The sequence below is a fragment of the Lacticaseibacillus chiayiensis genome, assembly GCF_004123795.1.
GTDB lineage: Bacteria > Bacillota > Bacilli > Lactobacillales > Lactobacillaceae > Lacticaseibacillus > Lacticaseibacillus chiayiensis.
In genome coordinates this window covers 122,492-137,135 of the sequence record NZ_MSSM01000003.1, presented here as the reverse complement: position 1 = coordinate 137,135, position 14,644 = coordinate 122,492, and the positions used below count along the sequence as shown (strand labels likewise).

The 14,644-nt window shown below is 46.1% G+C and carries 14 protein-coding genes; 4 read left to right on the top strand and 10 right to left on the bottom strand.

All coding sequences use genetic code 11. The features are described from left to right. A partial coding sequence (locus tag BVJ53_RS01900; protein ID WP_158280556.1) for an IS3 family transposase occupies positions 1–180 on the top strand: 180 nt, incomplete at its 5' end. 125 nt (positions 181–305) lie between these two features. Here BVJ53_RS01900 and BVJ53_RS01895 read toward each other — a convergent pair. The 5 genes from BVJ53_RS01895 to BVJ53_RS01875 form a co-directional block, all read right to left on the bottom strand. Further along, complete coding sequence (locus BVJ53_RS01895) at positions 306–596, bottom strand: nucleoside triphosphate pyrophosphohydrolase family protein (RefSeq protein ID WP_129300906.1); 291 nt, start codon at positions 594–596, stop codon at positions 306–308. Further along, entirely contained in the window at positions 593–1,195 is a 603-nt protein-coding gene (gene yihA / locus BVJ53_RS01890) for a ribosome biogenesis GTP-binding protein YihA/YsxC (RefSeq protein WP_129300905.1), read from the bottom strand. The genes BVJ53_RS01895 and yihA overlap by 4 nt, the downstream gene beginning before the upstream one ends. A gap of 197 nt (positions 1,196–1,392) precedes the next feature. Continuing rightward, entirely contained in the window at positions 1,393–2,643 is a 1,251-nt protein-coding gene (gene clpX, locus BVJ53_RS01885; protein WP_010488530.1) for an ATP-dependent Clp protease ATP-binding subunit ClpX, read from the bottom strand. Positions 2,644–2,805: 162 nt separating this feature from the next. Then, positions 2,806–4,146, bottom strand: coding sequence for a trigger factor (gene tig / locus BVJ53_RS01880; RefSeq protein ID WP_129300904.1), 1,341 nt, complete (start codon positions 4,144–4,146; stop codon positions 2,806–2,808). A 185-nt stretch (positions 4,147–4,331) separates the two neighbouring features. Continuing rightward, positions 4,332–6,068 (bottom strand): ABC transporter ATP-binding protein, encoded by a 1,737-nt coding sequence (locus tag BVJ53_RS01875; RefSeq protein ID WP_129300903.1) that lies wholly within the window; start codon positions 6,066–6,068, stop codon positions 4,332–4,334. Between the two features lie 148 nt (positions 6,069–6,216). Here BVJ53_RS01875 and BVJ53_RS01870 point away from each other — a divergent pair, with 148 nt between their 5' ends. From BVJ53_RS01870 to BVJ53_RS01860, 3 genes are all read left to right on the top strand, one after another. Then, on the top strand, positions 6,217–6,600 hold the full coding sequence (locus tag BVJ53_RS01870) for a MerR family transcriptional regulator (RefSeq protein WP_129300902.1): 384 nt from the start codon (positions 6,217–6,219) through the stop codon (positions 6,598–6,600). A gap of 62 nt (positions 6,601–6,662) precedes the next feature. Continuing rightward, positions 6,663–7,037: a carboxymuconolactone decarboxylase family protein gene (locus BVJ53_RS01865; protein ID WP_010488538.1), complete on the top strand. Its 375-nt coding sequence runs from the start codon at positions 6,663–6,665 to the stop codon at positions 7,035–7,037. 5 nt (positions 7,038–7,042) lie between these two features. Next, positions 7,043–7,768, top strand: a complete 726-nt coding sequence (locus BVJ53_RS01860) for an SIR2 family NAD-dependent protein deacylase (RefSeq protein ID WP_129300901.1) — start codon at positions 7,043–7,045, stop codon at positions 7,766–7,768. A 903-nt stretch (positions 7,769–8,671) separates the two neighbouring features. Here the strand turns inward: BVJ53_RS01860 and tuf are convergent. The 5 genes from tuf to rpsO all read right to left on the bottom strand — a co-directional run bounded on the left by tuf (position 8,672) and on the right by rpsO (position 14,451). Further along, positions 8,672–9,862: an elongation factor Tu gene (tuf, locus tag BVJ53_RS01845; RefSeq protein ID WP_010488554.1), complete on the bottom strand. Its 1,191-nt coding sequence runs from the start codon at positions 9,860–9,862 to the stop codon at positions 8,672–8,674. Between the two features lie 217 nt (positions 9,863–10,079). After that, positions 10,080–10,985 (bottom strand): hypothetical protein, encoded by a 906-nt coding sequence (locus BVJ53_RS01840; RefSeq protein WP_129300900.1) that lies wholly within the window; start codon positions 10,983–10,985, stop codon positions 10,080–10,082. 83 nt (positions 10,986–11,068) lie between these two features. After that, positions 11,069–12,751, bottom strand: coding sequence for a ribonuclease J (locus BVJ53_RS01835; RefSeq protein WP_129300899.1), 1,683 nt, complete (start codon positions 12,749–12,751; stop codon positions 11,069–11,071). A 309-nt stretch (positions 12,752–13,060) separates the two neighbouring features. After that, positions 13,061–13,750 carry a hypothetical protein gene (locus BVJ53_RS01830; RefSeq protein ID WP_129300898.1) on the bottom strand — a complete coding sequence of 230 codons (690 nt, stop codon included), beginning with the start codon at positions 13,748–13,750 and terminating at the stop codon, positions 13,061–13,063. A 431-nt stretch (positions 13,751–14,181) separates the two neighbouring features. Then, complete coding sequence (gene rpsO, locus BVJ53_RS01825; protein ID WP_129300897.1) at positions 14,182–14,451, bottom strand: 30S ribosomal protein S15; 270 nt, start codon at positions 14,449–14,451, stop codon at positions 14,182–14,184. Positions 14,452–14,644 lie beyond the last annotated feature (193 nt).

The window sequence follows — 14,644 nt, the reverse complement described above, 5'->3', positions numbered from 1 at the left end:
AGTTTCTGGAGTCAATTTAAGACTGAGGAGTTGGCGTTCAAACACCCACTATCTGAGATTGAACTTATCGCCATCATCAAGAAGTACATCAATTGGCATAATAAGGAAAGACGCCAATTAGCATTAAACGGCATGACCCCGGAAGAATATCGGAATCATGCCGTTCAAGAAAGTGCATAAGCCTTTAATTATTTGACTGTCTACTTGACGCGGAGCCGCGCCGCTTGAATCTTTTTTTATCGACGCATTTAATGCTACGGCCTAACCTATCCGTAGATACACCAAATTGAAATCTTAGATGGCGGTTACTTTTTTGTTTGCGGATACCGCTTCGCTAATGTCTGGATATTGTCGCTCGCGACATCATCAAAATCAATATCTGCCCATAAAGCAATCTGTGAAAGATACCATAATACATCGCCTAATTCATGTTTCAGCTCATCTTTGTCCAAATCTTGCCCTTGGAAAGTGTATTTTTTAATCAAATCAATGGCTTCGCCGCTTTCACTTGCCAAGCCTAAGGACAAATTGGTCAAAACATGTTCGTTGCCAGCCAATGTGCGATTGGCTTTTTGTTGATACTCATTAAAATTCATTTCAAACTTCCCTCCACACCCGCTGTCTGCTCCAACCACGACCAAGTGGCATCATAACCCTCACCTGTTACTGCCGAAAACGGAATCACGACATCTGTTTGATTCAAGTCCATACGCTTGGTAATTTGTTTAACCACATGCAGCCGTTTACTTTTAGGCGTTTTATCGATTTTAGTCGCCACAACCAGCGTTTTAATTTGATAGTACTTTAAGTATTGATACATGCTGATGTCGTCAGCTGTAGGATCATGTCGACTATCCACCAGCAACACGGCACCATGCAGCGGCTGCCGCGTTGTCAGATACGTCTCGATCATCGTGGCAAACTTCGCCCGTGCCGCTTTACTGACCTTAGCATAGCCATAACCCGGAACGTCAACAAAAAAAAGCCGACTATCAAGGTCATAAAAATTAAGCGTCTGGGTTTTCCCAGGCACGCTGGAAGTTCGCGCCATGGCTTTGCGCTTGATCAGTTTATTAATGAGCGAAGACTTTCCAACATTGCTCCGTCCGAGAAAGGCAATCTCCGGACGACCATCTGTAGGATATTGCGCAGCTGCCACTGCACTGATCGTCAGTTTGACATCATGGACGTCCATCTTGAATGGCCCCCTTTTCTTGTTATCACTTTAATTGACGCAAGTGCGCCGTTGCCTTCAATAGTTTAGCATACTTTACCGGCGCTCGCCTCACTGGTTAGACGGAATATGAGCAAAGGGTACTATAAGTTTTTGTTCGTAAACGTAAAAAAACACCAGGCTGCTTCGCCTGATGTCTTCAATCTACATAGTTATCATTAAGATGCTTCGCGACCCTTGGTTAAAACCAATTGCGGCTTGGCTTTGCCCTCGACGGCTGCCTTGGTGACAACCACCTTGTCCACATCGCTGCGACTTGGCAGGTCGAACATAGTGTCTTGCATAATGGCTTCCATGATCGACCGCAACCCACGCGCACCAGTGTCACGGACAATTGCCTGATGAGCAATAGCCTTCAACGCGTTAGGTGTGAATTCTAGATCGGTATCATCCAGACTCAGTAGCTTTTGATACTGCTTAACCAACGCATTCTTAGGTTCCGTCAAAATGCGAACCAAGTCATTCTCGTTAAGTTTCTCCAAAGCTGCCAAAATCGGGATTCGACCAATGAATTCAGGAATGATCCCAAACTGCATCAAGTCTTCTGGAATGATCTGCTGCATCAAGGATTTATCCGGATCAACCTGATTATTGGAGTCCGTGCCAAATCCGATGGTCTTCTCCCCGATCCGGTTCTTCACGATGCTTTCAATACCGTCAAAAGCACCACCAACAATAAAGAGAATGTTGGTCGTATCGATTTGAATGAATTCTTGCTGGGGATGCTTACGGCCACCCTGCGGCGGAACATTGGCAATGGTACCTTCCAGAATCTTTAGAAGTGCTTGTTGAACGCCTTCACCTGAGACATCCCGAGTAATTGAAACGTTCTCGGCCTTTTTAGCGATCTTATCGATTTCATCGATGTAGACGATCCCCTTTTCCGCCCGTTCAACGTCATAATCGGCATTTTGCAACAATTTAAGCAAAATATTTTCCACATCTTCACCGACATAGCCGGCTTCGGTCAGCGTCGTCGCGTCCGCGATAGCAAAAGGCACGTTGAGAATCTTAGCCAGTGTCTGTGCCAGGAACGTCTTCCCTGAACCAGTTGGCCCGATTAGCGCAATGTTGCTCTTTTGGAGTTCGGTATCGTCCTTCGTTGCCGTCTGCATCTGATTAACCCGTTTGTAGTGGTTATAAACGGCAACCGAGAGCGCCTTCTTTGCAGCGTCTTGACCAATAACATAGTCGTTAAGGGTCTTCATGATCTCAATTGGCTTCGGTACTTCTAACAGATTTTGATAGGCTTCTTCTTTAAATTCTTCGTCAATGATCTCTTTGCAAAGGTCAATACATTCATTACAAATATAAACCCCAGGGCCAGCAACGATTTTCTTCACTTGATCCTGCGACTTGCCACAAAAAGAGCAAGTAACTGGACCCGTTGTTTCAACGTTGTCAAACATCTGATTCAACCCTTTCTTGTTATCTTTATTCTACCAGAACCGTCAAGTATCGACTAGCAACGACACAGTTCGGCTTTGTCAGCAAAAATGCTTGCTTAGATAAGTGCTCCAAGACGACAAAAGAGACGATCAAGGATCGTCTCTTTGATGCGACATTGACACCTATTTATCGGTTTCGCTATCAGAATCTGCCTTGTCAGCTTCTTCGCCCTTGGCTGGTTCAACTTCTTTGGCGTTATCGGTGATGATATCAATAGCTTCTTTAACACCGATATCATGCTTAAGCATATCTTCGCTCAAAGCTTGACGAACAGCTTTTTCATCCATGTTATATTCAGAGGCGAGATTCTTAACCTCTTCCTTAACTTGATCCTCAGTTGGCTGAATATCTTCAGCCTTCACAATCGCTTCAAGGACTAAGTTGGTACGAACACGCGTCTCGGCATCGGCTTCAAATTGCTTATGCAGATCTTCTTCCGTCGTACCGGTTAATTGATAGTACATCTTCGGATTAATGCCTTGGCGTTGCATATTGCCAAGATATTGATCCATCTGGTTATGCACTTCTTGTTCGATCATCGCACTAGGTACTTCTTCAATCGTTGCATTCTCAGTTGCCTTCTTAATTGCTGCTTCCTGTAGGGCATTCTTGGCAGCTTCCTTACGCTGATCGGTCAGTTCCTTCTTGATCTTTTGTTTTAATTCATCAAGGGTGTCAACATCCTCATCGAGGTCCTTGGCAAAATCATCGTCAAGTTCTGGCAATTCCTTAACCTTGACTTCATGAATCGTTGTTTTGAATTCTGCGGCTTTGCCAGCAAGGTCAGCGGCTTTGTAATCATCCGGGAACGTCACTTTCACAGTAACTTCATCGCCAGACTTGTGACCGACAAGCTGTTCTTCAAAACCAGGAATAAAGGAATTGGAACCTAATTCCAAGCTGTAGTTCTTGGAAGAACCCCCATCGAATTCTTTGCCATCAATGGTGCCAACATAATCAATGACAACAGTGTCGCCATTTTCGGCTGCTTTATCGTCCTTGACCACAAGTTCTGCTTGTTGTTCGCGGCGCTTTTCCAGTTCAGCGTTAACATCGTCGTCAGATACCTCAACATCTTGCTTAGGCACTTCAACGCCCTTATATTCGCCAAGCTTAACTTCAGGCTTAACCGTGACATTTGCCTTGATAACCCAAGGCTTGCCTTCATCCATCGATTCAACATCGATTTTGGGCTGATCGACCGGATCAATGCCGGATTCTTTAACCGCTGCCTCATACGCATCCGGCAACAAAATATTTAACGCATCTTCATATAATGCCGCATCGCCGTACATCCGCTTGAACACGGTGCGACTTACTTTGCCTTTTCTGAACCCAGGAACGGTCAGGTTCTTGCGAACACGTTGAAACGCCTGGTCTAAACCTTGTTGAATTTTTGGTAAATCGATTTCAAAGGTGAGTTCACCATCATTGGTGCCCTTTTTTTCCCATTTTGCAGACATGCTGTACCTCCGACAATTAGTCTCGCAATTCACATTGCATACTTAATGTATGATACCCGAAACCGGTGGGAATGTAAACGTTGTGCCGGAAAAAGGCGACATAAGCTGTTCTTTTTCACATATAAAAGTAGCCTGCCGGGATCTCACCAACGTTGTGAACATTTATTTGCCAAGGTTTTGGGCGACTAATCGAACTGCAGATTATAAAGTTCTTTGTAGCGACCGCTTTGCGCCATTAACTGCTCATGATTACCCGCCTCCACAATTTGACCATGCTCTAACACAAGAATTTTGTCAGCGTGGCGTACGGTTGAAAGCCGGTGTGCGATCACTAACGACGTCCGGTCGGCCATTAACCGATCGAAGCTAGCTTGAACAAAACGCTCTGATTCGTTGTCCAATGCCGCCGTTGCTTCATCAAGGATGACAATAGGAGCATTTTTCAAAAAGACCCGGGCAATTGCAATCCGCTGCTTCTGACCGCCTGACAGCCGAATTCCGCGCTCGCCTACCTGAGTTGCCAAACCCTGGGGCAAACTGCGAATAAAATCGGCAATGTTAGCCGCTTCGGCAGCCTGCCAAATCGCCGCCTCACTGGCAGATGGCGTCCCATATTCAAGGTTCTCCTGAATGGTACCATCAAGCAGGATCACATCTTGCGAGACAATCGCAATCTGCTGGCGTAAGCCCATCAGATCTGCCTGCCGCAAATCAATGCCATCCATCAGAATTCGCCCGCCAGTAGGATCATAAAACCGCGCTAACAGATTCGTAATTGTTGTTTTCCCCGCCCCGGAAGACCCCACCAGCGCCACCACTTCTTCTTTATTGATGGCAAAGTTGATGTCACGCAAAACCGGCACATCCTCGTCGTAACTGAAGTCCACGTGGTCAAACAGAATTTGCTTCTGGAACCGCGGTAAGTGCACGGCATTTGGTGATGACACGATTTGCGGTGAAGCGGCTTGCAACGCCTCAATTCGCTCAAATGATACAGTCGCTTGCTGCAACTGTTGAATAAGTCCGGTCAACTGGCGAATCGGCGCCTGCAAAATGCCAAGATAAGCGGTATAAGCGACGATCAAACCGACCGTAAACTGGCCATGCATGACCTGAATAGCACCAAATGCCAAGATAATCGCCGTCCCTAAATAGTTGACGAAATCGGTTAGCGGTGAAAAGGTCGCACTGAGTTTGGTCGCTTTAAGCTGATAGTCACGGTTTCGCGCATTGGCGTGTTGAAACGTCTTGGCCGTCATTTTTTCAGTAGTAAAACTTTTAATCAGACCAATGCTTGTTAATGCCTGCTGAATTTGATTATTCATCATCCCAGAGCTTGCCCGCACCTGTCGATAAGCAGCCCGAATGCTGCGCACGAAAATATTGTTCAGAACAAATAAAATGGGGAAGGTCAACAAAATAAGCCCAGTCAGTTGCCAATCCTGAACGATCATCAGAGCCAGCACAACGACAAAACTAAGCAAACTGCCAAATAATCCCAGCGTATTACTCGAGATTAGCCGCTGCAGCGTATTGACATCACTGGTAAGCACCACCATCAGATCACCAGTCTGACTCGTCTCAAAATAGCGCATATCCAAGCCTAAGGTATGACGAAACAAGTCATCACGCATGCGGGCAATCGCATGTAAACTGACTTGCCCAATCCAGTACGTGCTGAGCCCACTTAGCAAACCCGCCACCGCAGTCAATAACAACGCCAATGCAATTGCGCCAAGCAGCGTTCCCATGGCGCGTTGGGGAATCACCTGATCAATGACATATTGCGTTATTCGCGGAACCAAGTACGAAGCCAGAGCTACGCCAACTAATGCCACAATGATACGTAACAATTTACGTTTCATATCTGCCAGCTGGCGCCAGAAAAATGCGATCATCCGCCAAGTTGTTGATTTTGCCAAATGAATGCCCCCTTTTCCGAAGTTTTATCATATAACAATAATTTTAATTTGGCGATTAAAATGCTCAAACCTTTATATAAGTGTTGACTAAACTTACGGAAAGTCTCATCATTCAACCCAACATGATCTATGAAAGAAGGCTTCATTGATGAGTTACCCAATTGGTAAATTTTCGAAAATGGTTTCACTGTCAATTGACACGTTAAGATATTACGAAAAAGAACACTTAATCGTTCCCGACCGCGATCAAAATAATCGCCGAACTTACACAGATGCTGACCAACGCTGGATTGCCTTCATTAAACGGTTAAAAGCGACTGGCATGCCTATTAAGGAAATCAAAACATATGCGCGGTTACGCTATCAAGGCAATAGCACGATTGACGAGCGGCTGGCGTTGCTATTCACGCAAAAGGCGCACTTAACAGCACAACGACAAGAAATTGATGCCCACATTACATTTTTGGAAAACAAAATTGTCACCTACCATCAGCTAAAAGCAAAATTGCTGGAAAAAAATTTAAAAAAGTGATTGACATGGAGTTAACTCCAGCATTTAGGGTAAAGATATCCTAAATGAAAGAGGTCATGAACATGTCAGAAAAAACACGATTAGAAAATGGTCAGGAAACACTTGCCCAGGTTGATGGTGCAGCCGCTGCCAACGTCATGCATTCGCTAGCAGATATTGCACCTGATGTTGGGAAGTATATTTTGGAGTTTGCTTTTAGCGATATTTACAATCGTCCCGGCTTGGATTTAAAACAACGGGAAATGATTACCCTGACAGCGTTACTTATCCAAGGTGACACTGCCGATCAACTACAAGTCCATCTCAATGGCGCCCTCAACGTTGGTTTGACCAAAACCGAAATCGTCGAAACCATGATTCATTGCATTCCCTACATTGGCTTCCCTCGGGTACTCAATGGCTTAACTGTTGCGCGGCAAGTTTTTGAAACCAGATGAGCGCCATGAGCCACAAGCAACGTTTGCAACAGGCAGCAGCGCTGATACGCCAGCATCACCGAATCGTTGCATTTACGGGTGCCGGCATCTCCACTGAATCAGGAATCCCCGATTTAGACGGGATTGATCAAATCCTAAAAAAATCGCATAAATTTGCCGGTAATGTCTTTCGTTTTCTTGACCCAAAAGAAGCGATCGCGAATCCGCATACTTTTTATCAAATGTACCGGCAGACCTTTTGCCAACCGGAGGCACGTCCCAATAGCGCCCATAAAGCGTTAGTACAACTCGAAAAGGCAAAAAAGCTGCTCGGTGTTGTGACGATGAATGTTGATTACCTCCATCAAAAAGCCGGAACCCGCAATATTGCTGAATACTGGGGCGATGTCAGGCGTAATCACTGCACGATTTGCCATCGCCCCAGTGACTGGCAAAAACCGTCAACCGCCACCATACCGAATTGCCCTAACTGTGGCGGACTGATATTACCTGATTTCGTTCTAAGACGACTGGCAACTTATCCAGACGAAATTCGCCACGGCCAGCAAATGTTAGCACAAGCCGACCTGTTATTAATCATTGGCACGCGTCACGCGGCCTCAAGTTTCCGGTTGAACTGCCCCAAAATCGTCATCAATGACTCCCGAGTCTCTATGCAAAATCTGGCAGAGCCAAACACTATTTATTTATCTGGTAAAGCTGCTGAGATTCTCAGTGGCATCGTAGCTTGAAAAGTCTCAAATCGTTGTGTTAACTGTTTGGTAAAATTCCGTATGCATAAATTTTTTTGAAACACAAAGAAAGAAGCGAATCTATCATGGTATTTAAAAATCTCAAGCCGAGTAAGACTTGAGATTTTTTTGGTGCTTGAAATATGCATTTTTTAGCTGGCGTGCAAGTCTGCGTATGAAGGTGTGGTGGCCGTCGCGGTGATAGATACGTTGAAGAACGATATTCTATTTGAGGCAATTAAGTGGCTTACTTGCGCTTTCTATAACGCGTTTGCAGTCGCAAAAATCTACGTGTAAGGACCTTGAGCGTAATGGTAAAAGTTTGGCGCGGCTCGATGGGGATTATTCTATTTGGAGCAATGGGATGGTTGACTTTCGCTTTCTATAACGCGTTCGCCAGCCCAGAAACCTGCATGTCAGGACCTTGGGCGCAATGGTCAAAAACCAGCCATCACGCCCAAGGCCACTTACACTCCGGTTCCCAACCGGGCTGGCTCACGCTCACACATAAAAAGAGGTTGAGCCATAATTCGTGTGGGATGTCTTTTAATCAATGAATTCCGAACGATACAGAAGTTTAATTAATTAGTTCCTTGCCGTGCCAAACTCCGCAATCTCCGGCCGATGGTGCTGGAACGCTGTGACGGCGCTTTGAGCCAGAAACCCGCTGTCTCAAAGTCGCCTAACAACATCAGCGACAAAGTCCGGTCGCTGTGTTGTTTCCACGGCTGAGCCCCATCCGGCCTACGATTGCTCCGCTTTGGCACTAGTATCTTAAAACTTCTTGCAAATTATCCCTTGAGAAACAAAATGCGAACGACGCTTTCGATTACGGAAGCGTTGTTCGCATTTTACTTATAGCTGTGAATTGTGACCCAGCCTCTTTAAACGTTTATTCAGAAATTAGTCAAGAATTTCGGAAACAACGCCGGCGCCAACAGTACGACCGCCTTCACGAACGGTGAACTTGGTACCTTTTTCGATAGCGACCGGAGCAATCAGGTCAACTTCGAAAGTAACGTTATCGCCAGGCATAACCATTTCAACGCCTTCTGGCAATTCGATCACACCGGTAACATCGGTGGTGTGGAAGTAGAACTGCGGACGATAGTTGGAGAAGAATGGCGTATGACGGCCACCTTCTTCTTTTGTCAGGATATAAACTTCACCTTTGAACTTGTTGTGCAACTGGATGGAACCTGGCTTTGCCAGAACCTGACCACGTTCAACTTGGTCACGGTTGATCCCACGAAGCAGAACACCAACGTTATCGCCGGCTTCACCAAGATCCAAGGTCTTACGGAACATTTCAAGACCCGTAACCGTGGACTTGAGAACATCTGGCTTCAAACCGATGATTTCAACTTCATCGCCGACCTTAACGGTACCACGATCGATACGGCCAGAAGCAACAGTACCACGGCCAGTGATGGTGAAGACATCTTCGACAGGCATCAAGAATGGCTTGTCGGTTTCACGCACTGGGGTTGGGATATATTCGTCGATGGTATCCATCAATTCCATGATAACCTTTTCCTGTTCCTTGTCGCCTTCAAGTGCTTTCAAGGCAGAACCACGGAGGACAGGAATATCATCACCAGGATAATCGTATTCGCTGAGAAGTTCCCGAACTTCCATTTCAACCAAATCGATCAATTCTGGATCATCAACCAAGTCAGTCTTGTTCAGGAATACAACGATGTAATCAACACCAACCTGACGTGCCAACAAAATGTGTTCACGTGTTTGTGGCATTGGGCCATCAGTTGCGGCAACGACCAGAATCGCACCGTCCATCTGCGCAGCACCGGTGATCATGTTTTTAACGTAGTCAGCATGCCCTGGTGCATCGATATGTGCATAGTGGCGCTTTTCCGTTTCATATTCAACGTGGGCGGTGTTGATGGTGATACCACGTTCTTTTTCTTCTGGAGCAGCATCGATGGAAGCATAGTCTTGCGCTTTAGCAAGGCCTTTCTCCGCCAATACCTTGGTGATAGCCGCGGTCAAAGTGGTTTTACCGTGGTCAACGTGCCCGATCGTACCAATGTTTACGTGGGGCTTTGTGCGTTCATAGTGTTCTTTTTCAGCCATGAAAAAACGAACCTCCTGTATTTTTCGTAAGAATACAGGATACGTTTGTGTACCCTGATAATCCTTTACGTTTAAGTGTACTACATTTGAGCGTAAATACCAAAACAAATATCTACGCTGGAAATGAATTCCAGCAATGAGTATACATGGTCATTTTCACTTTGTAAACAGATAGCGTCAAGTTTCTTTCATTTACAGTGAAAACGTGTCATTTCGCCTATTCAGACAATTTCGCTGTTTCGGCCGCCTGCCAAGCGAAAAGTTTGTCAAAGTCAGTTGCTTTTCCCTGATGATGATCAAGATATGCCTGCACAAACGCCACCTGATCCGGAATTAACCGCTCAATATCTGGATATAAAAATGCGACTTGCACCCGCGCCATCTGGACAAGGGCATTGCCTAACTCCTGATCGTCATCGCCAAGTGCTTCCTGAAGCCGCGCCAGAATCTGCGGACCTGCCGTTTCCTCAGCCATTCCTGGGAGTTCACTAGGAATCAGGGTTTCCTGACGATCGTAAGCCTGATATTGCACCGGCTGATCATATCCAACATTTGTCAATAAATCTAACAACGAGACCCGCATGGCAATTGGCACTGACAAGTCGGTCAAATCTGGCACCGCGGCTTCAATCAATTGTTTTTTTGGCAGAAGTCCAACCTGGCTGAACAAATCTTGCTGTTCTTGCCGTGAAAAGCCGCCTAAATGGCTTAGCTTGCGAACTAAATCCGCAATTTGTTCGCCTCGCTGTTTTAAGCCCGTAGCTTCAGCCTTTTCGATTTGTTTCAGAAAATGTTGCCGCCGCGTTGAATCCAGCTCACGCACCATCGTCCGCGCCATGACGAAGTTTAATGTACCCAACCAGGCATCCAATGCCAGTTGGGTATCTGCGTCGGTTTCTAAAAATGCCTTGTAATGCGGCAAGATCACATTGAGACTTTCATGAAATTGCTTAAGTCCGTTCAGACTGGCCGCTAATGGCCGGGCAATGGTAAAATTCTGCACTGCCTCATAGGCCTTTTCAAGATGTGCGGCTGCTGAGGCAAAGTTGCCTTTTTGTAGAGCTTTCTCACCAATAATAAAGTGCCGATTTTCGTTGTCCGGTAATGATACCATCTTTGCCATACGATCCTCCTATCTTGCCAATAATCACTTGTCCCTAGACTAAACAAAAAAATCCGGATACTGTTCCGAATTTTTTTACTTGACTATTGTCGCTTGGCACTATTTTGGTTAACTTCCATGATCACCGGTAAAATCACAGGACGTCGCTTGGTTTGCTCAAACAAGAAGCGGCTGAGCTTATCGCGAACATCCTGCTTAAGATGGGTCCAGTCAAACTCCTTATTATCGAGATTCTTTTGAACCGTTTCTGTGACCAAAGTGCCACTTTCCGCAAGTAAATCACGACTGGTCTTTAGATAAACAAATCCACGACTGGTTACTTTAGGCATGGAAACCACCCGCTTTTTCTTGCGGTCAATCGTGACGACGGCAATAAAAATGCCATCTTCGGCAAGCATTTTACGATCGCGTAGGACAATGTTACCAATGTCGCCAACGCCAATGCCGTCGATCATGGTGTTGCCGGCATTGACATGACCAGAAGCATTCATCTGGCCTTTATCATAGCGTAAAATGTCACCCATGCCGACAATGAAGATATTTTCTAGCGGGATCCCGGCTTCATGCGCGATTTCAGCATGCGCAGCCAACAGCCGATACTCGCCTTGAACCGGTATCAGATATTCCGGCTTCAACAGATCAATCATCAATTGAAGATCGTTCTTATAAGCATGGCCTGAGGAATGAATATCATCCCCCAAAACTTTAACGTCCCCGCCAGCGCGATAAATCATATCTTTTGTCCGCGCCGCCATAGTCTCCATTGCATGGGCAATCGTCGTCGTGATGAAGACGAGATCGCCCTCATGAATGTGAATGAGACGATGGCGTGATGTTGCCATTCGTTGAAGCGACTTCAGCGGTTCGCCCATTCGACCGGTTTCGAGAATAACGACTTTTTCCGGCGCTAACGTCTTCAATTCCTTGGTTTTGGCCAAAATATCGTCATTAGGCAATTTGATGTAGCCCAAGTGAATGGCCGTCTTAACCACTTTTTCGACATCGCGCCCGGTCAAGACAACCCGGCGGCCGAGTGATGCGGCAGCATTAATGACTTGCTGAATCCGCTGAATGTTGCTAGCAACACCCGCCACGATAATCCGGCCATCCTGATATTCAAATGTTTCTTTGACATGGTCGTAGATTTCATGCTCATTGGCATTCGGATATGGCGATTCCGCATTGGCTGAATCTGACAGCAATGCCAGAACCTTCTTATTGCCAATCTGTGCCAATCGTGACCAGTCCGTTTGGTACATCGGTGTGGCACTAGGGTCAAACTTAAAGTCCCCAGTGTAGACAATTTGACCTTCACTGGTTTCAATATCGATCCCTAAAGAACCTGGGATACTATGCGTGGTCTTAAAGAAGGACACAGACACATCGCCAAAATCGATCACGGACTTTTCGTCAATGACATGAAAATCCTTAAATTTCTTTGCCTGGCTGTCATGCTGCATGAAGACTTTGGCCATCGCAATCGTCAATTCCGAGCCAAAAACCGGTACAGGATGGTCTACCAGAAAATACGGTAGCGCCCCAACAGCATCTGCATGCCCGTGGCTCAAGAAAATACCGGCAATACGATCGGCATTTTCAGTTAGGTAGCTAAAATCGGGAATGACAACATCAATTCCCAGTAACTCATTATCAGGATATTTCAATCCAAAATCGCATACAAAAATTTGGTCGTCAACTTCGACGGCGTACATGTTTTTTCCGTTTTCACGTACCCCACCAAGAGCGACCAGATTGATCTTCGTCATGGTTTCACCTCGTGGTTAAATTATGGAAGCATCGTTAACAACCGTGCGTTGCAACATGCTTCCGCCGAATAAATTCTGGTACCAGTGTAACACACGAAGCGGTGAAAACCTATAGAACCGACATTACCGACATCTGATCCGACGATGTTCGAATGCAAAAAGCCGCTCCAAAGTGCCGCTCTAGCACCGTTTGATGGGCTGACAGCGAACCAGTGAGTTGCAGAAGACGGATTTATTCGAACAGTCATGTAACGAGACTGCCAGCTTTCTTTTTACCGTGTGTTTTTAATTGTTCGTGCTGACACCCATTCACACTTCGTTGGCAAAGAACCTGCGGACAGTTGCCTGATTTTGTTTGGCCGCTTCAAGTGCAGCTCGGTAGCCGGCATCGCTAACCTGTGCGGCATCCAAATGGTACGTGGCAACTTTGCGGCCATCCGCTAAAACCACGGCAACTTCAGGAGAACTGCCAGCAGCAAACTGTCGCCCATGATCAAGGGCCATTACCGCTAAAGCCGCACGATCAGTCACTGGGCCAAATCCGACACCGTGAGCATGTGGCAGCAGATTAACTAACCACGTGCGTAAATCAGCCGGTTGTAGTCTTTGATCAGGCACCGTTAAAAATGCTGCTTCCCCCAAGGACCAAAAGTCTAAAGACGTGCCAGCAGGTTGGCGAATTAACGTCAACGGAAACGTCTTGCGTGCTCGGTTGGGATCATCAGGTGAAAGCGCTGTTACCATTGCTTTAAGCGTGTCAGGCATCATGGATGTATCCGGATTAAATCCGAGCAAGCGTTTCGCAATCAGACGAATCAATTGCACAATTGCCGGATCAACTTGGGACGTGATGACTTGATCATGCTCATCTTGCGTGATGGCAGCAAATGCCCACTGATTGCTTATTGCCGCAAGCACCCAAGCGCTGTTTGGCGTAACACCCAAAACAGTGACTCGTAGTAGTTGATTTTGATAGCGTTGCCGATATTCCCCATACATATTTGCTCATCTCTTTAGGTGGTTTGTCTTGCCGATACGTTGGTTATAGCATTTTGATTCAGGAATAGCCAAAGAGGCATCTCACTAGTGCAGGAGCCTGCGTGTAAGGACCTTGGGCGCAATGGCCAAATATTACAATCAGAACAGAAGTGTTCTATTCTGGGCTAGGTGTGATACCCAGCTTTTGTTTCTATAACGTGTTCGCGGTCGCAGAAATCTACGTGTAAGGACCTCAAGCCCAAATGGCCACTTTGCTTAGCTACTATCATAACGCGTTCACCAGCCCAGAAACCTGCACATAAGGACCTCTAACCTTAATGGCAAAGCCCAGCCATTAAGGTTAGAGGCCGCTTATGTTCCGGTTTCTAACCGGGCTGGTTCACGCTCACACCAAAAAAGGCCGCCTCAACAGGCGACCCTTGGTGAATCGTTTAACGACGCAAGCCTAATGACTTGATTAAGTCACGGTAACGAATGATATCTTTGTTACGCAGATAAGCCAACAGGTTACGGCGATGGCCAATCTTCTTCATCAGGCCGACGTAGCTGTGATGATCTTTCTTGTGAACGGACAGGTGATCGTTTAATGCCAGAATTTCTGCTGTCAAAACCGCGATCTGAACCTCTGGTGAGCCAGTGTCACCATCATGTCGTGCGTACTGCTTAATGATTTCATCTTTTTGAGTTTGTGCAATTGCCAATGTTGTGTACCACCTTTCTGAATATTGCCTGAAACTGAGTAAAGCGTCGGTGGCTCGCTAAACTAAGTATCAGGTTCAAAGCACTGTCTAACTTTACCGGAGTTGACCCGCGATTGCAAGTCATTTTAGCTATCAAGCAATTTTCCTTTACAAGTTTTTATTGCATTGGTCGCTTGGCTTCTGTATAATAGCG